The organism is Rhodococcus sp. P4_E4 (assembly GCF_056401575.1).
On sequence record NZ_JBFUJB010000029.1, the window covers coordinates 1 to 21,859 of the forward strand.

Sequence of the window (21,859 nt, forward strand, 5' to 3'; positions counted from 1 at the left end):
TCCTCTCCGGGGGAYCTGACAGTCCACGTCCCCTGCATCTAACATGAACCAAACAGCCCACACAAACGCACGCGCCGCCAATGCCCTCTTGTTAGGGGCACAAAATCGCGCTGATAGCCCTTCCAGTGGGCAATCCGACCTTGTATGGTGTCGCCTGGATATGAAGCGCCGCTAGATTATTCGAATTGCTAACCCGCGAACCACCGCACGGTTGAGAACAGCCCGGAGACAACGCTTGTGGAGTGCTTGACCCGGGCGTTTACAGCGGATGTGCCGCCCCTACCGCATGAACGCAGGCATGCGCCCAGGTATCGCCCATAGCTCTGCGCCCAATTCCTGCGGGCCTGGTGCGCACCGCGTTGTCCTTCGAGCGCTGCGAACAGGTCGACTGCTTCGCTGTGGCGTTCGGCGAGTAGGTCTTCGGTGTGCGGGCCGCTTCGACACGTTCCTGGAAGACGAGGTCGCCGCGGGCTTGGTGGTGGGTGACGAAGGTGTCGACCCGGACCAATGATTGCGCAGCGGATTGGGGTTCAGGCGCGCCGTAGCCTGATCGCGGCGTGTGCATGGTGTCGAGCCCCGGGTCCGCAGCGGTTTCAGCATCCTGACATGGACGTGGTCAAGTGAGCGCGCTGTGCAGGTTCGGCGAGCGCCGGAAAGTCACAGAAAGGTATGTGCGATCATCGCCCCTGAGCGTTGGCCGGGATCGAAAACCTACTTCGATGCTCTCAGCAACTCGGCCGGAATCCATGCCGGCCAGGTAATCTCGCCGACCGGATCGCCGTCGACGAACCGGGCAACAATGCGCGTGACATCCGGGGCAGTGTTGTCGTACACGGTCGCGTGGTCGGATCGATCGATCGCGTCGACGACCAACGACCACAGCCGCTCGAATCGCTCGCGAATCTTCACTTCAGGCACCGAATGTCCACCCTCGACAACCCGCTCGGCAACACGAGCAACCGACAACTCGACCGGAACCAGGACCACGTGTAGGACGACAACGAACCCGGCCCGGCGCGCACGGTCGATCAACTCCAATTTCGATGGATGCGAAAACACCGTCTCGGCGATGAACGACTCACCCCGCTCGATCAGGGCATCGCGCATAGTCGCCGCAATCCGTGCGGCCTCGTAGGAATGCTCCTCGGCCGCATCAGGCCATCGATCTTTAGCGATCACATCCGCGTTGACAAACACGCTGCCGGGAAGCAGGGGCGCCAGACGCTGCTCGACGAACGTCGATTTGCCGGCACCGTTCGGCCCGACAACAAGATCGAGACGTCTCACAAGACGATCTGCGAACCGTCAGGCAGATACTTGACGACCCGGCCGCGCTCGTCGAGCGAAATCGTAGCGCGCCCCTGAACTGCGCGATCAGCGACATGGCTACCTGTCGCGATTGATTCTTCAAGGGTCGCCGCGATCTCCGCGTTGAATACCGCGCCCTCCTCGGCGGAGAGCACACTCAGTGGGATACGGCCGGCGAGGGCGGCCTCGACACGCTGACGTGCGACCTGTCGCTGGTTCGACACCTCACGACCGACCCGAGCCCAGTGCTCGAGCTGCTGGCGCGCCGAGCGATGCTCGCGCTGTCCCTCCGCGGCCGCGGCATCGACGAGCTCTGATGAGAACCTGGTGACTTTGTCGACGACTTCCGTCATGGCTCCTCCTTCGCTACAACATCAAAGTCATTGTAGCAATTTGCTACAGAGGATATCCATGCGTGACGCCACACCAGACGTACAAGGAAGGAGATGGCTGCCTCTTGGACTCGCAGGACAGTTGGAGAATACGCCTGTCACGTCGACACCGACCGCTCCCGTCCTCGTCGCACGCGCAGGTAGATACCACCACTAACGGCCAGACAACCGATCATCCGTCCGGCCGCGACCAACGGGCAGCGTCTCACCACCCCACCGGGTGCAGTGAAGTGAGCCGCGCCGCAGTTTCGTTTCCGATTCAGCGACTTGGATCCTTCCGGCTCGAATCCACTGCAAATCGCAACCCTGAACCCCTGCCCACCTACCGCGGCTCGAAGAACGAGAGGCCATGGGCATGACACACGGCCAAATCGGACGAGTACCGGAATCCGTTGAACCACAACGATCCCGAGAACTTCGATACTAGCAAGCACCGAGCACAGCGGTAATGGTCCGCTGCCATCGCCGCGACGCACAGACGCCGCTTAGCGGAAGTCCTGGGGCGCCATCGGCTTCGGTGCAGCGACCTGCGATCTACTCGCGCAGCGCGGAAACCACATCGTCGTAGCCGCCCTTGACCCAGACAAAGCAGTGGTCGCACATGACCACCGAGAAGCCAGATTGTGGGCGCGGCATCGGATCACGCGGCACGTCCGATCTGCAGATTGAGCCAATCGGAGATCCACTGGATCGCGTTGCGGCCGGCGTTGTCGACGACGAGGGTGTTGTAGTTCTGGTGTGCCCCGGAGGCGAAGAAGGCCGCTGCGTCGAGCCCCTCCCCTACCAAGGAAGCGAGGTCGTTGGCGCCCTGTGAGCTGGCCATAGTGGTCAATGACCGGGCTAGCGCTGGCAGGTTCAGATTCTGCGCTCGAGTGGTGATGGAGGTGGCCGTTGAGGACTGCTTGCCGAGCAACGTCGGATCAGTCTTCGTAGCTTTGCCGGAGAGCATGTCGACCGCGACAGATGCTAGTTCGACGCCGACCGGGAGGAGGCTGGTCATGGCAGCTCCGGCCCCGAGCGGGTCGGGGAGCTGTCCGGGCGGCGGTAGCAGCTTCTCGACTGCGGCCCAAGCGGTTTCCTGCACCTGCCCGACGAGGTTGGCGAGCTTGCTGATGTCGACGCCTCCCAGGATTGACACGACGAGCGCGGCGACCTGTGAGTAGCCGGACGGGTCCGGGATGACCGACAGGACCTGTGAGACCCATTTCAGATCGACACCTGCGGCCATCTTCACCAGCGGGGCGAACTGGTTGTTGAGATCCCCTGCGACCTTGTGGGCACCGTGCGCGTCGAGCGCAGCGACCTTCTGCGGGAGCAGGTTCAGGTTCGCCTGGATCGCACGCATGTCCAGAGAGGTGAGCCCGGTGGCGACGTTCAGGACTTGGTTGACGACCACTGAGGGTTTGAGAACGGAGAGGACACCGGAGGCGGATTCTAGGACATCGCGCGGTGTCGTTGCGAGCGGCGTGATCTGGCTGTCGACGGTGTCAGCGGCAGCCGATAGCGAGGTTAGGTCCGAGGATGTGGCCGGCAGCGTCGTGGGGCCTTTGCTGGCGAGTTTGCTCGCGGTGTCGGCAATCACGTCCAAGTTCGAGAGTGCACGGCTGAGATCCGATTGGGCGGCCTTGTCGAGCACCTGGCCTGCGTTGTTTTCGGCTGTCCCGACGGGAGTTGCAGCGAGCTGTCCGTTCGCGGCGGGGTTGGCGGCACCGGATTCGAGCAGTTCAACGAGAGGGCTGATGGTGTTCGCCAGAGTTGTTGCGCTGGAGACGATCTGCTTGAGATCGACCGCGCCGTCGGCCTTCGACAGTTCGCTGGTCAGGTTGTCGGTTGCGGTAGCGAGGCCGGGAAGGTCGGCATGAGAGAAATCCGATGCCAGAGCGGCGGCCAGGCGCAAATTGCCGTCACTTCCAGCGCTCGGGGCCTTGGTGAGCAGTGAACCCAGCGATCCGAGCAGTGGGCTCGATCCCTTCTGGATCGAGCAGTAGAGGTCTTTGGGATCACAGATCGACGCGACGCGCCCCGACAGCTTCCCCATACCCTGTGGCCGCGGATCGGCAATCCCCTTTCCCGATGGTTGCGGGCCGATGACTGCTTCACCTTTCGTCCCAGCGCCGGGATCGGCGAGAAGCCCGACCGCGAGGACCTGCTCTGCCTTGACTGGGCCGGAGCTATTGCCGATCTCGGAAGCGAGATCGCCTGCGATGTCCGCGCCCTGTGAGTAGCCGGTGATTGTGAATTTTGTTTCGGAGCATTTCGCGGCGATCTCGGTGAGTACGTCCTTTGCCTTGCTCAGACCATCAGATTTGCTGTCTGCGTATGTCTTTCCGTTGTCGAACGCTCTCGCCATGTACGGCAACGTGTAGATCCGTGCTGCACTGCCATGCTTGTCCGTGAGGCTGTCGGCGATTGGCTTGAGCATTCCGGTCGAGATGGACGGATCGGCGTCTTCGGCCGTTTCCCAGGTCCCAGGAATGAACAGGTTGAACGTGGACGGGCAACCAGAGGGGGCGGCGGACGCGATGGCCGGTGCGGTCGAAGCGATCGAGCCTGTAGCTATTGCCGCCGTCACCAACAGGGTAGTCGCGCGGTGGAAGTTCGGACGTTTGAGCGGCATGGGCACCTCATCTACCAGGGGAATTACACCTTCCGGTACGCGCGGGTGTCCTGCCCGCTGCGGCCACGCAAGGCGAGAGGCACACAGTGGCTGATACGTCCGGGAAAATCAACGTCGCCTGTGGATAACTTCCTGCTCACCGCGCATCACGACTCTCGCCATCACGGTTCCCTGGACGACACACGTAGCGTCGAAATTCGGAGTTATAGCAGCCGTCACGTGGCTCTCGCTCCTACCTCAGCATGCGGGTCCTCGCGGCCCGGGGTTGCTTCGGCGGATGGCGCTGCCACTCTCGAATATGTTGTGGCACATTCAATGTTTGCGGACGGTGAGCGATCATTTTTGACCACTCCCCTATCCCGCCGAGGCACTCGATCGCTGCGCTGCGTCGGTGTGCGGGGCACGGCCTTGCGCCCATCGGCCCAGGGCGCGGTCAGAGGGCGGTTTGAGACCGGCGTCGCTCGCGACCTGGGCGGGCCGGCGCTGCCGATCTCCTTGCGTATCTGCTTGACTCCGCTGGTCGCGCCGTTGGAAACGGATACTTTTCAGCCCGTCGAGCCCGACTGCATCGCACCGGTTACCAGATCCTGGCGACGAAGGACACTGCGAGCGTCCGGATTTGTTTCTTCGATCGACAAACGCCGGAAACGCACAGGCGTGTGCACCATCGTCCCGACCGTTGGCCAAGGCCGGAACTTACATCGGAGTTCGTAAGAACTCGACCGGACCCCACGCTGGCCAGGTGAGCTCGCCGACCGAATCGCCATTGACGAACCGGGGCAACGACAGGTCGCGTGGTCCGATCGACGGCATACACAATGCTGCGTCGATCGCCGCCGCCATCGGCGTAGAACGCTTGCTCTACGTCAGCACCAATGTACGGGCCAGGCCCGTTTCGAGACTTGCCGGTCAACGGCTCAGCTCTCAAACCCCTCTCACCTGCCAGCCGCACGCGCGCCCTCGCCGAGAAGTTCGTGCGCGACGCCGGAGGCCTGGTCATCCGGCCCCACCTCGTGTATCGACCCGGCGACAGATGGTTTCTGCCGACACTGACACGAATTGTCTCTCGACTCGATCATCGACGACGGTAATGCCATCCCGTCAGTAGTCGACGTAAACCTACTCGCCCGATCTATCTACAAACTGTCGACAGAACAGCAATTTCGCTACGGCTCAACACTTCACGTCAACGAACCTGTCCCGCGGACAGTCATCGACCTTCTCGAGCATCATGCGCGGAAGACCAACTGGACTCTGCCCCAAAGCTCTATCCCCCGCACCGACGCAGCAAAAGTTGCTGCCCAGTTGGGTCTCAACATGCACAAGATAGACATGATCAGTCTCGATCACTGGTTTCGGTCGAGCCTGTACTGACACTTCGTTCTCGCGCCTCTGGCTTCGAAGCCTCAGCGGTACGTTGTTCAGCTGCCGAGACATATGCTTCGGCAATCTGATCAGGTTCAAGGCCAGCACCGGTAGCGAGAGCCTGACCAACACTGTCGAATTCGTTCAGAACCTCAGTTCGCGGCATCCCCGAGGCCAACGCTGTGCACGTTCCGTTGGCGAAGCTGATTTCAACACTGTCCATCCCGAGCGCGGGAACTCCGCGCGCTCGTAGTGCGCGCAGAGAGTCCTGGCCTCGCGGGCCCGCCTCGGCGACAATCTCCTCCGGCGTATGACCTTCCGCGGGTGCCGTCAACTCCGTGGTTTCAGCTATCTCCGCGCCGGTCGGCTGATCCTCACCTGGGCTCGTCAGAGGTGAGACCGACGTCGAGGGATTCGAGTAACTTTCGGGCACCGCCTCTTCCACGACAGCATCAGCAGAACCGACGATGGCCGACGTCATGGGAGGGGCACAGGTGACGGCGGCCGTCTCGTCGGCAGTTCCCAGTGCACGTGCCTCGCTCGTCGAACTGTCCCCGATCGGAATCGGGGCCACTACTGCACGCAGTCAAAGCGCACGCCGCCAAGGCGGCGATTGCGAGGGTGCGGCCAATGTGCTTCATTTCCAGCTCCTTGAGCGATTCTGTTACGACACGCTTCGGGATATGCGCATTCCCTCCGAACCCAGACCCGGCGGCGTCAGGGGGTGACGTTGATCGGTGGGGCCGATGCGAACTGCAGTGTGCCCGACATCGTTGCGGTGCCAGTGGCTGCGGCGGGGCAGACGGGTCCGGTGCCGGTGCGTGTGTAGTTCACGGCGCCGGTGTTGCTTGCCACGACGCGCTGGTTGGGGATGTCGAATGGCAGTGGTCCGATAGTACTGACTCCGGTACCTCCAGTCCCCGAGCCTACGACGGTGACCGTGCATGTTGATCCGGGCATCGTCACGACTGCCCGGTTAGTAGGGATGATAAGCAATCCCCGTGCAGAGCCTGCGGGCATGGCATCTCCGGAGACGTTGAGTTGCCACGAGCCGGAGGTCGAGACCACAACGGGTAGGCCGTTAGCCTTGCACCCGGTCAGGCTGAGGGTGCCGATGTTTACGTTGATCCCGCCCGTGCCGGTGGTGGAGTTACCCGGCGCCGCTGGGATGGTTCCGGATCCCGTCGTGCTGGAGCAGGTAAGCGTGATCGTGCCAGTCTTGATACTGAGATTGCTGCTCGAGGCAGTCACGGCTTGTCCCGCGGGAGTGACGACGGTCGAAGCCGAAGCGGTATGAGCGCGACACATCCTCAAGACCGACAGTCACGACATTCGTCTCACGGCGACTCGCCCCTCCATCACGACTCCTTTGACGAATGAGCACGTGCAGAATTTGTCGCTCCGGTTCCAGAATTCCGAGAAGCGGCTGGCTGCGATCAGACTCGGTTACCTACCTTGTTCACGTGATATATCTGTTCAACGCCCTTGGTGATCGGCAGGCATGGCTCAACAGCAGGCAGCGCCGCGTGTGGTTGGAGATGAACGATCAGATCGCCGAAGAAATCTTCCACTTAGCGTCTATTCGGAATCGAAGCCTGGTTCGATGCACCACTACGCCCTGATTTTCGTCTTGCCCCGGTTCCGAGATGACGACAGACAGCGGCGATCTCTAACACCGATGTGTAGCACCTTCGACTGACGCATTCGAGAGTTTTGTGCGGTCTCCCAGGTTCCGGCGATGAACAGATTGAAAGTCCGCGGTCAACCGATCGCCTGGGCCGACGCGAGGCCAGGCGATGAACCGATGGAAGCTGCGATGACTGGTGCCGTCATCAGCATGCAGGCCTGGCCGTAGATGGTCGAACGTAGGAACGGCCTTTCCGACATGCGTGGGTTGTCGCCGACCGATCTGAAGTACATGCGGAAGATGGCGAGCGTCTGGGGCGCGATGCAATCGGCCAACAAGCTGTTGGCCAATTGCCTGGGGGCATGTGTCGGTATTGCTCGACAAACTGGATAAACGGTCCGACCGCGACTGGTATGCATCAACGGCTACTGAACACGGGTGCTCGCGCAATGTGATGCAAAATCAGATCAACAGCGGTTTACGTCGCAGGATCGGTGCGGCACTGTCGAATTTCCAGGACCATCTTCCTGCCGGGGATTCCAATCTCGCTCAACAGTTGGTGCGAGACCCGTACGTCTTCGATTTCCTCGATATCACCGAACGTGTCGCTGAACGAGAGCTGGAGTCCGCGAACGGAATTCCTCGTCTTGTCCGGCGCACCGAGAGCCAGGACGGTTCTATGTCCAGTCGATATGGACGGATTCGATGGAGTCGAAGTGAAATCCGAAAGTGTCGCCGTACTGGTCGAAGCCCTTGTTCTCGGGGTAATCCATTGTGGCGTGACGTTCGAGGATGGCAACCACCCGGGCATGATCGTCGTTGGCCAAAGCCATGGCGAGTTCTCGTGTTTCGTCGAGACTGAAGGGGCTGTCGGAGTTCGCGAAGTCGAGGGTACGCACTCGGTAGTCGTAGCCTTCTTCGGAACCGTTGCGGACGGACACTCCCCCGCGGACTCGGATGGTGGCCTTTTTGGGTTGTCCGTCGGGTCGTAGGACGCCGGCGCGGTCCATGATGTCGCGAGCTTTGACGTTTTTGAGTTTCTTTTTCGCATCGGCGCGCAGCTCGTTCGTTTCGCCGGAACGGTAGCGAGAGACCGCTGATCGTGAACGGCCGATTTTCTTTGCGACAGCGTCGATTCCACCGAGGCGTTCGATGGCGGCTCGCCGTTGTGCACGTTCGGTGACGTCAGGGTGCGGGATTCGTCCTTGCTGCGCCCAGCGGCGCAGAGTTCGGTCAGAGGGGGGCTTTCTCCCGGCGTCGACAGCTGCTTGCCGTAGGCCTTCTTTACCGATTTCGGTACGGATCTGGCGTACGGAGACTTTGCTGGTGAGTCCGGCTAATCCCCCACTTTTGACCGATTTCGATTTTTCGACACCGCTGGTTGCTGCTGTCGAGACGGATACGTTGAGTCCGTCCAAGCCGACGGTCTTTTGTGCGGGTTTGGTAGATCGCGGTTTCGGAAGATGTAGGGCCACTATATTTTTCCTTCATCTTCGTCGGTGAATGCAGCTTTGAGTGCGAGGTTGATCTCGTGGGTGTCGCGGGCGTCGGTCAGCATGACGGTTATGTTTTCGGTGAGCGGGGCGCTCTTTTCCAGAGTCATTTTCCCGAGTGCGTCACTCTCGTCTGCGATGTCGATGCCCGGGGGCAGGGGGTAGACCCAGGAGTCGGTGACGGTGCGCAGTGGCCAACGCCCGGTTTCGCGTGCGATGCGCATCGCGACGCGGCGGCCTCGCCAGCGGCAGTGTGCGATGATCGCTGCTCGCCAGAGCGGTTGGTGATGGTGTTGCATTTGTTTGGCGGTCCACATGTCGGGGTTGACCATTCGGCCGATGTAACCCTTGTAGCAGGCGCCGATGAACCGTTTCATTGCTGTGTCGCCTGTGTCGACGGCAACTTTGCGGGCCTCTCTCAAGAATTTCGCCCACTTGTCGAGGGCTCGACCCTGTTCGGGGTAGACCCACGCTTCTGCGATGTCGAGGTCGTCGAGTTCTGCGCCGATTCCGCCATCGGCGATGGACGTTTGAAGTGCATCGAGGCTGACGGTGGTGATCCAGGTCTGCACAGGTTGGTCGGCGAGCATGTGTGGGTGAGGCAACGGTAGAGCGGGTGGGAGCGCCAGCATGTCACCCGGTGGGAGGGTTACACGCCAGAGTCCGAACGGGGTTTTCGATTGCCGCGCAGCGTCGAGCGCGTTCTCGCCGCGAAGGTGTCGAGGTTTTCCGTAGCCGAATTCGAGCATGCCAGCGGAAGCGAGGTACGCAGCTCGTTGGTCTATCGATACCAGTTGTGTTGCGTCGGAAAGTTCTTCGAGGTCCGGGATGCGGGTCCATCCGAGGGCAGGTTCGAGATCTCCGCGGGGTTCGCCGTCCAGCGGTGGGACCGGTCCACCGACAGTGACGACGATTCCTTTACCGCTGCGGGTGCGGTCGCGTTTGATCTTGTCGACGATGGCGGCGCCGGTGCGTGCGGGGGTGGGGCCGGGGAGCACGCCGAGGTGTTGTGCGCACCAGGCGAGTCGGCGTCCCAGTTCCTGCGCAGCGGGGAGGTCGTCGTCGGGGAGGTAGGTTCCGGCGGTGGGTGATCCGAGGATCCCCATGTCCCCCACGCGATTGCCCCATCCGAAGTCTTTGTTCCAGTAGGTCCACACGTAGGGTTCGATGAAAATGTCGACCATGGATGTGAAGTTCCCGGTGGTGCGGGAGAGGTGAACGACGTGGCCGGGTTCTCCGCGGAGTTCCCATCCTGCGGTCAGCATCGGGGTCAGCGTGGCGTGGAGGATCGCGGTGAGTTCTTCGGCAGCGCGGGTGCGGAGGATTTCCATGTCGTCGACATCGTCTTCGCTGCCTGGGTCGATGATCCATCCGAGAACTTCGCAGGCTTCGATTCCGACTATCCAGATCTGTGCCGGTGCGCCCAGCGGGGTGAGCGTTGCCCATCTGATGAGTTTGTCGAGTTTTTCGATGGAATCAACTGGGCCGGTGAGTGTGTGGCCAGATGGTGTGTAGGTGCCGGCTGCTGTGACAATGACGGCGTGGCCGTCTGCTGCCTCGCTGGCGGGAGGAAGGGCGGCCGGTTCAGTTGCGCCGAGTTCTGACGCCTGGGTGGGTTCCGTTTCCATTTCGTTGGAGCGCTCATCCGGAGGGGCGACGATGTCGTCGATCCGGGGGTGCTCCGCAACCCCGGAATCCGTTTCGAGACAAGCGGTGTCGTCAACGTCGAACAGAGAAGGCTGATCGGGTTCGGGAACTTCGTCCGAACGAGTAGCGGATTCTGGTGGCTCGAGCTCGAATAGCGTGAACTGCTCCCCTTTCTTCAGCGCCATGTTTCATCCTTTCCGTTCACTGTCGTCATCATTCGAGATCGAAGGCGGCGCGCACGGCTATGGACAGTGATTCCTCTTGCGCTGGAAGAAGATATCCGATGATGTTGCCGAGTGCACTGACGGGAATGGTCGTGATGTGGTCGCAACTGACCACCGCGTCGGCGGATAGTCCGTTAGCGGCGCTGACGGACACCTCAGTGGACAGTCCTCGGATCTCGCCGGTGATGGGCGCTACCGTGACGGTCCCGAGGTGTGGACGGACCATCTCTCGGGTGAGTACGAGGACCGGCCGAACTGTGTCGAGGTTGGCTTCATGAATTGGTCGCATCAGGTCGAGCCTGTTGGCTGTCGATTCACGGCGTGGTGAGCGAGGGGGATCAGATCATGTTCGGATGTTGCGGCCGAGAGGATCTCCGCGTCTCGTGCAGCTATCTGACGGCGACGCTCCCGTTCGAGAGCGCGCAACACCAGTGAGGCTCGCGAGGCGGCGCGATGTTCCCTGACTTCGTCGTCGAGAAATTCCACGATCTCGTCCGGTAGTCGTACCGCGATCTGCGTGCTCATATGCTAATGGTACCGAAGTGGGATTCGTTTTGGTACCACCATCGCGTGCGAGTTCTGGAACCGATCATTTCAACGGGAGGCAAGGGCCGATGAAGTACTCAGCGGCCCCGACGCGGCACACCTTGCCACGCACACGGTTTCCGCTGTCTTCATCGGTCGATCTCTATCTGGTGTTCTTCAGTCTCAGTGACGGTCCCATCGCTGGTGACGTCTCCACGTCGGTACGGCTCGGATCGCTGAAATATTCGCTATGAGAAAAGCACTTCGGGGATTCGGCTCTCGATGTCAGGCACTTTTCACTCCTCTCGACGACGCAACTGCCTCGCTACCGTCGAGGAATTAGCAGTACACCGTGCACACGGTTGGCGACGTCACCGCGAGGAGTCCAGTTCCTCTCCCCTACTCACGACCTCCCCAGCGCGCGGACTACGCATCTGAAATCAAATACGCGTTCACTAAGTCGTCGATGCGTGAAGTGAAATCTCCAGGGTCGCCCAGCACCTGTATGACTTGAACTGCGCCGATAAATCCCGCGCACAGATTCGCGGCCAGGCGCTCGGCGGCAGAGGCGGGAAGCTGTCCGTCTGCGATCGCAGTATCGACGAATCGGCTGACGAGTTCCACCCACTCACGGAACGCGGGTGGGGCGGTATCGAGACCTGCTTCTGTGGTGAGCCTGAGGCCGGCCCGGGCCAGGGCATCGTCGGCTATAAGCGCCGCTGAACCGTTGAAGAATGCAGCCAACTTCTCGATCGCTGGTATTGCTGATTTGTCGGTTGATTGTCGGATTCCGTCGAGAGCGGTCAACCAGTGGTTGATGAGTTCTCGCGCGATCGTTTCCTTGGAGTCGAAGTGGAAGTACACGGCTCCTTTCGTGGAGGCAGCCTCCGCAACGATGTCGTTCATGGAGGTGGCGTACCCATCGATCGAGAAGGAGCGTGCAGCTGCCTTGAGGATCTTTGCCTTCGTCTCGTGCGCTCGCTGTTGTCGGGGTCGCTGGTGCGGTTCGGGCGGAACGATCACGCGGTGTCGGTCGTCTGGGTCGGTCAATGCGGGTTCCTTACCTGCAGTCTGTGGGGACTCTGCTGTCGTCAACCCTTCCATGATGATGCAATTCCTGGCGCTCGGAGACCTTGGCGTTGGCGGGTTGCGGCGCTACTCACGTTGTAGTGACGAGTTGGTCGGTGAACTGGGTGTCGGAGGCTCGCATGTCGATGAGCGGCGGGTTGTCGAAGCCAGCTACTCGGGCCGCGGTATCGAACTTTTCGTATCGGCGCCACGAGGTCGATGTTGCAACAGGAGGGTTGGACGTCTGGGCGATCACCTCCCAGGTGAGAGTCGGGTCTGCAAGCTTGCGTCGTGCGGTGTCCTTGACAGCGTCGGGCAGGTCCGATGTGGCAATGAACCATTCGAGTTCGGCGTGCGCCACCGCCTCTACGTTTGGCGGCTCCGGGTCCACTGAGGACTCCGTTTGTTTGGAGGGGCTCGGATACGGAGCGGTTTCCGGCGCGTCATGCGTTTCTACGTCGCCTAAAGAGTGCTGGACGCCTTCACCTGTTTCGTTTCGCATCACGACGCTTTGCGTCACAACCGCACCCACACCTGCAGCAGCATTGTCGATCTCGATCTTGTAGTCGGAATATGCAATACCCGTTGCTTTGATCAGGATTCCCAGACCGTGCGTGAAGGCGAGTACGAGCACCGGCGGAATGACCGCGATCATGGCAGCAACGGCCGGGTCGAGAGGCGTGTAGCCGATACTCTGACCTGCCGCAACGGCCTGTTGCGCAACTGTTGCCGAGTGGAACGCATGGTAGGCGTTCCCGAGGATGCTGATCGCGACCACCGCAACAGCAACAGCAACGTAGAAGTACTTGTCGCGTCGATGCATCTTCAGTTTGCTCAGAATGACTATGGCGACGGTGGATCCGAAGATTGCACTGTCAACGATGACGGGAAAGATCCATGCGAGGTTTTCGGGGATGGTTCCTTGGCGCGCGAGGTCCCGTTGGACCGCGAAGGAGAGGACAAAAGCGCCTGCGGTGATCCCGATTGCGATGAAAATCGCGATGAGAAGTGCGGCGATCAGTGCTCCAAGCTGGATCCGCGCTGCGCGCAGACTAAAATCACCCATGATCGGGTTTTCCTTCCTACAAGGGGTGTTCTCGGTCTGGAGTCCCGCTGGTTGCCGCCGGCGGGACTCCTCCTGGTTTCGGAAGACTTCTTCTGGTTGTACTCCTGCGTCTCGTCCGTTTTGCGTGCGACGAGGGTTGACAGCGATTTCTAGCGGACGCATCCGAGAGTCGACTGATGCTTTTTGCGTCGCACTCAAAGCACGTCAGTGATGTCGTTCCAGCTGCGTGCCTGTTGATCTCAGAGGGACGTGGGGTGGTCTGCAATTTTGCGTGAGAATTGCGTGACTGCAACGGATTGTTCACGCAATTTGCTCCAGGCTTGCGCTGCCAAGGCTTCCAAGTTCTACAGAACGGACAGTCAGCAGATGAGAGGGACATGGCATTACGCGCGCACAGCAAGGACTTCCCGCCCCGGCGGTTCACCTCCCGCCCGCACCCGACAGCCGTTCTCAATATCGAGGTCCTTGGAACTGTCCCCCACACATGCCTACTCAGCTGTCGTGCCAGGCGCCTCTAATTAGGTCTTCCAGCCGAAACACACGATGCCCTCGCCCGGGGCCGAACTCCACAATCAAGAATCAAGACAACTCATCATGCGTGCACGCAGTGCACGCCATGCACGCGGGCCTCTTATAGTCCTCTGGCCTTCAAGTATTCGTCCAGCGCGGCCTCGGTCATCGATGCCTCGCTGATTTCGCGATCGCCAGTCTCGTACCGCAATTTGTCGACGCCACGCCGGAGGCGATCCTTCGTCGAAGGTTTGATGCGCGTGTTGTGGGTCATCGACAGCTTCTCCTCCTCCTCTTTGCGGGCACTGAGATCCGCTGAAGGCGATGGTGGCGTAGCTGCAGGTGCCGCAGGGGTCGCGTCTCCCCTGGGCGGACGTTCCGGGATGAGTTCAGCCGGATGTGTCTTACGAATTGCAGGTTCCCGCTTCACGCTCATGCCGGGGCTCCGATCACGATGGGCAACTCAGCGAGCAAGTCACTGTAGGCAAGTTGCAGCGTCAATGCTTTCCCACCCTTGAACTGGTGAATCGGAGTGCGATTCGAGTGCGCGTCCTGGCGGGCCGCGAGTTCCGGGATCGATGTCTTGGCGACGAGTGAGCCGTAGGTCTCCCGTAGCTCGCTCTCTCTGAACTCATGTTCGCCGGTAGACCGTTTACGACTGATCACGATCTTGTCGAATTCCAGCTTCGGATTCGCCCGTTTACGAACGGTGTCGATTGTCTCTTCGAGCTTCTGAACGCCACCGACACTGTCGATTGTGGGTTCAGTGATTGCGACAACGCCATCTGCTGCAATAAGAACCGCAAACAGCACCTTGCCCATATTGGGAGGGCAGTCGAAAAGCACAGCGTCATAAGGAGAAAGGTCGAGCCCTTCGAACGCAACGTCTAGGCGAAACACCAGGTCATTCGACCCATCCGACTCGATTTTGCCGAGCTCTTCGTCTGCGGGAATGAGGTCGACGCCATCCCATGGGGTGGCAATGATCGCCTCGGCTGCAATGCCTTCCCTGGTCTGGTTCATGAGGTGGTAGGCCGTCATCATGCCCTCTTCGAGAGTGACGCCGAGGCCGCCGGTCGTATTGCCCTGTTGATCCATGTCGACGACAAGTACTTTTCCGCCGAGCGCGGTGATGGCGCTGGCAAGCCCGAGAGTGGAGGCCGTCTTGCCTACGCCACCCTTCTGGTTGCCGAGTGCGATTTTGCGTGGCTGCATTGCGGACCTTTCATCGAGGGCGTTGACATTTGCGAGGCGTGCATTGCGTGTAAACCACGCGCTGCATGCAATATGTGCATTGCTTGCTGTGTGCGCAATCCACGCTGTACGTGGGCTGCATGCAGACTGTGCGTGAAGGGCAATCCAAGCACTGCATGCATTGCACGCTAAGCCTGCTCCACTCGCTAAACACGCACACTGTGCATTACGTGCGCGCGTAGCATAACACGCATGTCATGCGTGACATACAAGCCTCGCACTCTGCGCGTGTCATGCACGAATTGCGTCAAGTGCAACCCTTGCGTTCAACGCGTGCAATGCTCATCACGCGTTCACCGCAACCCATGCACGTCATGCGCGACACGCTATCCATGCCTCGTTAGCAAGCCCCGCATGCTTTGCACACAATGCGTACCTCGCTAGCCAAGCACTGATCACATACAACGCATGGCGTGCACTGCACGCATCGCTAGCGGTGCTACCTCCGCACGCACGCGCTGCTCTGCATGCAAACCCTACAACGCTCGCAGCGCACGCAGAGCACGCATGACGCGGTTTGCAAGGATCGCACGCATGCCATGCGCTGCTAGCAGGACATGCCTTGCATGCACCGCACGCCTTTCACTTCTGCATGCAATGCATGCCGTGCATACAGACCACGCATTGCGTGGACGCGCAAAATAGCAGGTCAATGCACTCATTGCCATCGAACGAATCGAAAAACATCTGCCGTGAGTGTCACACACCGTTGCAAAAGGTCGACCGACCAAGAGCAGCTTGGCTGCCATGATCACCCGATAGCGAGGCGTTCCAGACACGAATCGAAACGTGTCACAGTCCGCCTCGATCAGATTGTCAAGGAAGTCGAAGGGACGCTATTGGGCAGCCAACTGACTAAAGGCGAAAATATAGGGTTCAGCAATCTCCGCTGTGCGCACAGAACAAATTGCTCAACCGTCGCGAGCGGTCCTGCCCAGCCATCCGCCAATGCACCGCCCTTGCGGGGATAGAAGGAACGCGCCAACCTTGCGGGGATAGAAGGAACGCGCCAACCATGCGAGGCGGGCAAGACAGCCTGCCACTTCAGAAACTTTCTGATGTTCACACCGGGGGCACTTCAATAGAACCCTGTACCCCTTTGAAGGCCAGAACATATTTCATTCCATCGGGGTCCGAACATCCAGGGCAGAAGGAAGGACTCACGTGAACCGCACGGATGGTGAAAAAAACTGGGACATGCGTGGGACGAACAACCGCACGGATCGAGGGGAGGGGTTCCAATTCTATTGAGAGATACAGCCGACTGACTGCCAGTCGGGGTGCTCATCTAACTCACGAACAACATTGCGGAATCATCTCAGGACACAGCGGGGGCCCGCGGTGAAACGAAAATTCTGCGCGAAAGGTCGGTCGCGGTGTGAACCCGGACGTGTAAGGGAAGGGCCGTGCGGAGATCCGAATCAGTCGAAGTTCGGCCGCGACGGAATGACCGAAGCGAGTCCGAGCAGGCACTAACTTTACGTCACAGTGACGCAATTAGGCTTGGGGACGGGGTGGGAAGAATCAGTTCCGTCAGGCTTGATTTCGCCGCTTTGCGAGCAGAACTTTCGGGTGGGTGGGCACATTTCGAATACAGCGACGCATGAATCGCAACGCCGAAACACACGCACTTCTCGACCGAGTGGGGGAGGGGATGGAGACAGCTTCCCGTCTACAAGTATCCCGTGCACGATGCCGGCGCTGCCGTGCCGACGGCTACGAACGACGCAAGGTGGCCCACCGTTTCACCCAACAGCGCTGCCATACATGCATTGCATGCCTTGCAACGCACGCATTGCATGTATGGCATGCGCGACCAGGATGCCTCGCAAAGCATGCGTCACACGCAGTGATCGCACCATGCCTCTCTGCACAAAAAGCCGTTTACCTGCGCAAATAAAGATGCTCAGTCAGGTACATGTCTCGGAGAGATAGACCGATAGACGATCCGAATACCTACGGGCGCGTCTGCATTGGAGGAAACGGCAGTCGGTTCAACCCCTCTCGGATGTTGAACCCGTACCAGCGCGGCGTTCTTCAAGCGCAGAGAAGCGGACCGCCAGCCCGCCATTGACTGGCTCGGGCGGGGCCAGTTCTCCGAAAATGGCTGTGGAGCTCCGCGTATTAGATCAAAATGTTGTCCTCCGGGTTCTTTGTGTCCCGATCAACGTCGCCATGAGTATTTACACCTGTGGCGATCAGGGTGATGTGCCACGGATCGCCACACTTCTCGGCAACGCTTGTCGATCATCGTGAGGCGTGTTTTTCGGACGTGTATTGCTTGGCCGGATTGGGGCCAGTAAAGCCTCAATGCTGCTGCTTGCATGTCAGGTGTGCCCGAATGCTGGCTAGGATCTTGGCGCGGTGCTCCGGGTTCGCTGCCATTTTCGTACGTTGAACATGTGAGCTTTCAAGTAATTCTTGTTCCCTCTTTCGCGCCAGGTCGGCCGATTTACGCTGTTCACTGGGCGATTCTCCGGTCCAGTCGATCCCATCGAGCCTGCGTCTGAGGTATGCCAACGGTGAGATCAGGCTTGATCTTGTTGGCCAGATCCACCCCCGGTCTGCTGTGTCTCGGGAAAGTGTCTGTGCGATGTCACGTCCTGTCCATCGCGTCGTATCGATCTTGACATCGCGGAGAAGATCACAGATCGCCCCGATATGTCCGGTCGGTCTGAGAGCCGGCGCATGGTTGACGAGTTCGGCTGCAGTCCTCTGAAGTGCCAGAGGCCGCGGTGTGATCCGAGAAATGCTTCGTTTTTTTGTTGTGAGCTGGGCTCGCGCGTGCGCGCGTTGGTGAGTTCTTCCTAACGGAAGAACTTCAAAAGATAAAAAACCAACACTAGATAGGGTGTCAGTTCCTATCGGCCCTGGTCGACTGCTGTGGGGCTGATAGACGCGATTGACGTCGGGCCTCAGAGAGTTGCGAGCTCTGTGGCGGGTTGCTCTTTCAGAGGCCCGAGACGGTCGCGTCTTGGCGAGTTTGCGCTGAGGTGTCGTTGCCACGATTGTTCGAGGGGATGACAGTGACCATGTCGATGCTGCGCGGTGCTGTTGACCCCCGTGATGGGCTTCAGCAGCCAGAAATTCCAGGGTTTTGAGGTTCCGTCCCCGGACGTGTTCGATGCCCATTCCCAGAGCGATGAGCACTCGCCTGGCGCGGTTGACAGAGGATTCGCTGACTTTGGCGCGGGCAGCGATCGTCGATTTCGCTGCGGAGACCCCGCGGCCGGTGTGGGATTCGGCGAAATGTGCGTGAGCTTGTGCCACTGCGTAAGCCTTGTCGGGCTTGATCAGGTTGCGCGCGCACAGCGCCTTACCGGCCGGGCTGGTGGTGTGATGCCGGAATTGGCGGAGCCATTCCCTGCGTGATGTCCACACTGGAACGCGTGCTTGTTCCGTTGGTTCGACAGGTAGGGACCAAGACCGTCCTCGCTGGTCAGTGGACTCGTTGAGTTGCCGTGTAGCGGATTCGAGGCGCGCGATACGTGAGAGAGCATCGTCGACTGCCGCTTGCCATTCGTCGACTTCTGTCGATTGAGGGACCGTGGATTGGGTGCCGATGCGCGACACGCCGAAGGTTGGTGATATGGAATGAGTTGGGCTGTATTCAGGGTATGCGCTACCCTGAGACGTACCTGCCATAGGTAAGTCCCTTCCAGGGGATGCAGTACGAGCAGAGAAAGCGCTAACTTTCGAAGCTCACCTCTCGAGAATGTTCGAGAACAGATGTCGGAGAACCTGCCAGTTCTCAGTCGACGTCAAGGACCTGCCAGTCCTTATTTCGCCGCGATGCGGTCCGCTCCCAATCACCCCCTTCGGGGGCCTTTGTGCTTTTCAAGAGGTCTGCGCTGTTTAGTTAGGTATCGGGGCACTTCGTTCGTTGTCGGCTAGGGGCGGCCTCCCTGTCTGCGGATCCGCTGTACGCGCGTTACGGCCGCGGTTGTTCGGGAGGTCTGTTCAATCCGGCGGCCGCACATCGGTACCGCCATGGGTACGGTGCTGGCTTGCTCGGATGGGACATTCGGGACGCAGAAGTGTGATCCGGTCGCCATGAAAGCTGAAATGTGATCTGGACGTGCCAAAAATGACACCGTGAACACGTCCGCGAGTATGGCGGAATTGCGTTTCTGCGATATCATCGAGTAAGCACCGCCTCTTCCTTTCGAGGTAGTGGTGGTCACCGCCTCTTCCTTCACTGGGTTAGTGGTGGTCAGGGAGCTGGGAAGCTCTCACAACCGCATAAACGGACAGCCCCCGATGCCGCCAAGCCCTGGGGGTTGTTCGCTGTCTAGGGATAGTTCATGCGCCGACCGCAAGTTGCTCGATGCGACGCAGTGATCCAGCTGCCTCGACCTCGAGAAGTCTCAGCTGGTCCGGATGCAGTTTGTCGATGATGTAGTCCGGGATGTCCAGTCCGTGGGTGATGGCCAATATGAGCACGGAGTAATCCCCAGCAGGGATTCCGAGTTCGGCGGCCCGATCCTCGTACACCTTGTGCTGCTTGAGGGGAGCACGAGTCGCGATGTGTCCGCGAGGTCCCTTGTTGTGCTGTGCCATGAGGAAAGACTAGAACCAATCTGTAACTGATACGGGTAGGCGCGCTTGTTCGGTGTGTCGCGTGTGGTTGATGTTGCCATGGAGTTCTGAGGGATTTTGCGGCGGCCCGCCTCACAGCCCGCCGCCGGCCCGACCAGGGAGGGGCTTGACGGACCACCTCTGCGGCTTCGCTGAAGGTGGAGTTTGGGTGCGTTGGCGGTCGGCGGTTCGATGATGGGTCTAGCGTCGGAATCGGGTTGGATTCTTCGGGAGCGGATGGAGATGCTTGGCTCTCATGCTGTCAGACGCCGGGGAGGTTCATGTGCGACTGAACGCGGGGGAGGGGTTATGTAACCCGCGTGTTGGACGGCGCTTCCGCAGGCTGCTGCCGTGTGTCGTGGAGATGGATGGAGACGGGGGTCTGTGGACAGTCGATGGTGCGTCTGCGAGCTCGATGGCTCGGGTCACGTGTCGAGAGGAGCACCTGAAAGATCCGGAAAGGCACCTTAACCTGTCAGCTGCCGAACGTAGGTTTCCAGCGGGGAGGGTTTGTGCCTTCGTGTTCGCCTGCGAATCGTGAGGGACTTCGGTTGGGGGAGGTCGATCCGCGTATATTGTCACGCGGAATGCTCTTTATCGCAGTTGCGCAGAGGATTTCGTTCACCGGATTCGAACATTAGAGTCGTGCGTCGTTCGACTTCCGTGAGTACATTGCTCGGATCGACGTATTGACGGTGCGCTGTTCGCGCACTCGAAGGAATGCTTCGCATTCCGTCAACATTCGTTTCTCAGGACTCAAAGGTTCCACAACGCCAACAGTTCGGCCCGAAGACTGAGCGAGCGAACGTAGTGGTTGGACCGCAGTTGTGCGCTGGGGTGCCCGACATCGACGAGATACCTCTCGGTGTCTGCCACAGGAAGCGGTAGCAGCTCGTTGCGAACGCGGAGAAAGAACTGAAATTGACTGGGGGAATCCGGTATTCGATCCTGGTTGGATATCGCGACAGCGGGTGGCAATAACAATTCGTTGTCCGTGGAGACGCGGATGACGACGTCCCCACGTGCCATGCTGCTTGGTTTTCCGAGTCTGAGTGTTTCGAGTCGATATCTCACGCTCGGATCGACCGAAAGATGCTTCGTTGAAGTCTGTTTCACAGGTGCGATGCGCACGGAGGGACGGGTTTCGTGATCGCTGACTTGCCTGATAAATACTCGGTTGGTCGGAGTAAGAGGAAAGTCGTTGTCAAGGTTCTGCATTCGGCCAGTGATGCCGGGTATGGGTACGGCACGCCCGATCGCCCATTCGCGCGCGGCGTTGTCGATGAATATTTGGTCTACAGCAGTGGTTTCGTCGATATTGTTGATGAACGCGCGACTGTCGGCAACCACTTGGGGGTCATCGGAAATGACGACCGCTTCATGGGTGAATGTGGAGTTTTCGGAAGCATTCGGCGAGCCGATTACAGCTCGTTGGTTCGTCACGATGACCTTGGCGTGCAGTGTTGACGACGACAGGATGCGAACGCCCTTGCTGAGGTAGTGCGCAAGAACGGCAGGTGAAGTGGCGTGGGCGCGGATCGCCGCGGTAGAAGCATTGACGATCAGAAGGTCTCCACTGCGAAGTGGAAGTAGTTCGGGCGCAAGGTGTCCGAGATAGGGGACAGCGGCATAGCGTGGGCCTCGCGTGCGGATCGCGCGAGTGATGTGTGGCCACGGGTTCGGTCCGTGGAAGCTGGTCCCCATAGCTTAGAACGGTAGCGCGAATCGGGCCCGATTTCTGGCGCCTGCGTGAAAGCTGCCGTTGTTCTGCGTCGTCTCCGGAGCAAAAGAAACTTCCGGATATCTGTGATCTGTCGTGGAGGTCGAAGAATGTTGTAGCGATCAACCCTGCCGGGTCAGACGGCGTTATACCCCAGTGCGACTGCAGCGCTGTCGATTCGGCGTGCGATTTCGATACGGGACGGTGGCAGTGATGGCGCCGGACGGGTGGGAAGGGTCTGCTGCTTGTTCGAGCAGCGCCCCGCACAGTGAACCGGGAAATTTACCGCGGTACGCGATCCCGCGGGGGTGAGGGCGGGCGTGGTGGATCGTGCGGGGCCATGCCTGGAGGGGCGTGTAGGCCTGAGATCGTAGGCGCTCGCCGTGTGGATATCGGGTGACTGATGTAGTGTCGCTGGCGGGCCGAGTTGATTCGTGATCAGTGCTCGAAAAGTGAACGCGCAGA

The 21,859-nt window shown here is 59.9% G+C and carries 18 protein-coding genes and 1 pseudogene; 3 read left to right on the forward strand and 16 right to left on the reverse strand.

What is annotated here, in order from left to right:
• Positions 1-259: 259 nt before the first annotated feature.
• From AC1DVN_RS27710 to AC1DVN_RS27735, 6 genes are all read right to left on the reverse strand, one after another.
• Positions 260-565: a hypothetical protein gene (locus tag AC1DVN_RS27710; protein ID WP_477847780.1), complete on the reverse strand. Its 306-nt coding sequence runs from the start codon at positions 563-565 to the stop codon at positions 260-262.
• A gap of 146 nt (positions 566-711) precedes the next feature.
• Entirely contained in the window at positions 712-1,287 is a 576-nt protein-coding gene (locus tag AC1DVN_RS27715) for an ATPase (RefSeq protein ID WP_477847779.1), read from the reverse strand.
• Positions 1,284-1,661: a TA system antitoxin ParD family protein gene (locus tag AC1DVN_RS27720; protein ID WP_477847778.1), complete on the reverse strand. Its 378-nt coding sequence runs from the start codon at positions 1,659-1,661 to the stop codon at positions 1,284-1,286. The genes AC1DVN_RS27715 and AC1DVN_RS27720 overlap by 4 nt, the downstream gene beginning before the upstream one ends.
• Before the next feature lie 679 nt (positions 1,662-2,340).
• Positions 2,341-4,317, reverse strand: a complete 1,977-nt coding sequence (locus AC1DVN_RS27725; RefSeq protein WP_477847777.1) for a cutinase family protein — start codon at positions 4,315-4,317, stop codon at positions 2,341-2,343.
• Between the two features lie 1,336 nt (positions 4,318-5,653).
• Complete coding sequence (locus AC1DVN_RS27730) at positions 5,654-6,256, reverse strand: DUF732 domain-containing protein (protein ID WP_477847775.1); 603 nt, start codon at positions 6,254-6,256, stop codon at positions 5,654-5,656.
• 143 nt (positions 6,257-6,399) lie between these two features.
• Positions 6,400-6,537 (reverse strand): hypothetical protein, encoded by a 138-nt coding sequence (locus AC1DVN_RS27735; protein ID WP_477994495.1) that lies wholly within the window; start codon positions 6,535-6,537, stop codon positions 6,400-6,402.
• Positions 6,538-6,700: 163 nt separating this feature from the next.
• On the opposite strand from AC1DVN_RS27735, the gene AC1DVN_RS27740 reads away from it, so the two are divergent.
• Both AC1DVN_RS27740 and AC1DVN_RS27745 read left to right on the forward strand, forming a co-directional pair.
• Positions 6,701-6,979, forward strand: a complete 279-nt coding sequence (locus AC1DVN_RS27740; RefSeq protein ID WP_477994496.1) for a hypothetical protein — start codon at positions 6,701-6,703, stop codon at positions 6,977-6,979.
• Positions 6,980-7,540: 561 nt separating this feature from the next.
• Positions 7,541-7,973, forward strand: a pseudogene (locus AC1DVN_RS27745) (DUF1016 N-terminal domain-containing protein); the annotation flags it as partial.
• A 13-nt stretch (positions 7,974-7,986) separates the two neighbouring features.
• Here AC1DVN_RS27745 and AC1DVN_RS27750 read toward each other — a convergent pair.
• The 8 genes from AC1DVN_RS27750 to AC1DVN_RS27785 all read right to left on the reverse strand — a co-directional run bounded on the left by AC1DVN_RS27750 (position 7,987) and on the right by AC1DVN_RS27785 (position 15,057).
• A complete protein-coding gene (locus AC1DVN_RS27750) occupies positions 7,987-8,784 on the reverse strand; it encodes a hypothetical protein (protein WP_070160714.1) in 798 nt (265 codons plus the stop codon).
• Positions 8,784-10,634 carry a hypothetical protein gene (locus tag AC1DVN_RS27755; RefSeq protein ID WP_477994499.1) on the reverse strand — a complete coding sequence of 617 codons (1,851 nt, stop codon included), beginning with the start codon at positions 10,632-10,634 and terminating at the stop codon, positions 8,784-8,786. The genes AC1DVN_RS27750 and AC1DVN_RS27755 overlap by 1 nt, the downstream gene beginning before the upstream one ends.
• A gap of 28 nt (positions 10,635-10,662) precedes the next feature.
• Positions 10,663-10,962: a type II toxin-antitoxin system PemK/MazF family toxin gene (locus AC1DVN_RS27760; RefSeq protein ID WP_234552699.1), complete on the reverse strand. Its 300-nt coding sequence runs from the start codon at positions 10,960-10,962 to the stop codon at positions 10,663-10,665.
• The gene (locus AC1DVN_RS27765; protein WP_378398499.1) at positions 10,962-11,198 is read right to left on the reverse strand and encodes a YlcI/YnfO family protein; all 237 of its coding nucleotides are present in this window, start codon (positions 11,196-11,198) and stop codon (positions 10,962-10,964) included. Before AC1DVN_RS27765 ends, AC1DVN_RS27760 begins: the two co-directional genes overlap by 1 nt.
• A gap of 426 nt (positions 11,199-11,624) precedes the next feature.
• The gene (locus AC1DVN_RS27770) at positions 11,625-12,248 is read right to left on the reverse strand and encodes a TetR family transcriptional regulator (RefSeq protein ID WP_477994502.1); all 624 of its coding nucleotides are present in this window, start codon (positions 12,246-12,248) and stop codon (positions 11,625-11,627) included.
• A 109-nt stretch (positions 12,249-12,357) separates the two neighbouring features.
• Complete coding sequence (locus AC1DVN_RS27775) at positions 12,358-13,332, reverse strand: DUF2637 domain-containing protein (RefSeq protein WP_477994504.1); 975 nt, start codon at positions 13,330-13,332, stop codon at positions 12,358-12,360.
• Positions 13,333-13,963: 631 nt separating this feature from the next.
• Complete coding sequence (locus AC1DVN_RS27780; protein ID WP_007733689.1) at positions 13,964-14,116, reverse strand: hypothetical protein; 153 nt, start codon at positions 14,114-14,116, stop codon at positions 13,964-13,966.
• 158 nt (positions 14,117-14,274) lie between these two features.
• Positions 14,275-15,057 (reverse strand): ParA family protein, encoded by a 783-nt coding sequence (locus tag AC1DVN_RS27785; protein ID WP_477994506.1) that lies wholly within the window; start codon positions 15,055-15,057, stop codon positions 14,275-14,277.
• A gap of 3,163 nt (positions 15,058-18,220) precedes the next feature.
• On the opposite strand from AC1DVN_RS27785, the gene AC1DVN_RS27790 reads away from it, so the two are divergent.
• Positions 18,221-18,355 carry a hypothetical protein gene (locus AC1DVN_RS27790; RefSeq protein ID WP_256670376.1) on the forward strand — a complete coding sequence of 45 codons (135 nt, stop codon included), beginning with the start codon at positions 18,221-18,223 and terminating at the stop codon, positions 18,353-18,355.
• Positions 18,356-19,398: 1,043 nt separating this feature from the next.
• Here the strand turns inward: AC1DVN_RS27790 and AC1DVN_RS27795 are convergent.
• The gene (locus tag AC1DVN_RS27795) at positions 19,399-19,656 is read right to left on the reverse strand and encodes a hypothetical protein (RefSeq protein ID WP_007733695.1); all 258 of its coding nucleotides are present in this window, start codon (positions 19,654-19,656) and stop codon (positions 19,399-19,401) included.
• Between the two features lie 774 nt (positions 19,657-20,430).
• Positions 20,431-21,378, reverse strand: a complete 948-nt coding sequence (locus AC1DVN_RS27800) for a phospholipase D family protein (RefSeq protein ID WP_477994508.1) — start codon at positions 21,376-21,378, stop codon at positions 20,431-20,433.
• Positions 21,379-21,859 lie beyond the last annotated feature (481 nt).

Bases quoted from the DNA above. Each gene is read 5' to 3' on its own strand.
- AC1DVN_RS27780 (WP_007733689.1), bottom strand. From the start codon at position 14,116: ATGACCCACAACACGCGCATCAAACCTTCGACGAAGGATCGCCTCCGG.
- AC1DVN_RS27740 (WP_477994496.1), top strand. From the start codon at position 6,701: ATGGCATCTCCGGAGACGTTGAGTTGCCACGAGCCGGAGGTCGAGACC.
- AC1DVN_RS27800 (WP_477994508.1), bottom strand. From the start codon at position 21,378: ATGGGGACCAGCTTCCACGGACCGAACCCGTGGCCACACATCACTCGC.
- AC1DVN_RS27760 (WP_234552699.1), bottom strand. From the start codon at position 10,962: ATGCGACCAATTCATGAAGCCAACCTCGACACAGTTCGGCCGGTCCTC.
- AC1DVN_RS27790 (WP_256670376.1), top strand. From the start codon at position 18,221: ATGCCCATTCCCAGAGCGATGAGCACTCGCCTGGCGCGGTTGACAGAG.
- AC1DVN_RS27725 (WP_477847777.1), bottom strand. From the start codon at position 4,317: ATGCCGCTCAAACGTCCGAACTTCCACCGCGCGACTACCCTGTTGGTG.
- AC1DVN_RS27795 (WP_007733695.1), bottom strand. From the start codon at position 19,656: ATGGCACAGCACAACAAGGGACCTCGCGGACACATCGCGACTCGTGCT.
- AC1DVN_RS27765 (WP_378398499.1), bottom strand. From the start codon at position 11,198: ATGAGCACGCAGATCGCGGTACGACTACCGGACGAGATCGTGGAATTT.
- AC1DVN_RS27785 (WP_477994506.1), bottom strand. From the start codon at position 15,057: ATGCAGCCACGCAAAATCGCACTCGGCAACCAGAAGGGTGGCGTAGGC.
- AC1DVN_RS27755 (WP_477994499.1), bottom strand. From the start codon at position 10,634: ATGGCGCTGAAGAAAGGGGAGCAGTTCACGCTATTCGAGCTCGAGCCA.
- AC1DVN_RS27710 (WP_477847780.1), bottom strand. From the start codon at position 565: ATGCACACGCCGCGATCAGGCTACGGCGCGCCTGAACCCCAATCCGCT.
- AC1DVN_RS27720 (WP_477847778.1), bottom strand. From the start codon at position 1,661: ATGACGGAAGTCGTCGACAAAGTCACCAGGTTCTCATCAGAGCTCGTC.
- AC1DVN_RS27775 (WP_477994504.1), bottom strand. From the start codon at position 13,332: ATGGGTGATTTTAGTCTGCGCGCAGCGCGGATCCAGCTTGGAGCACTG.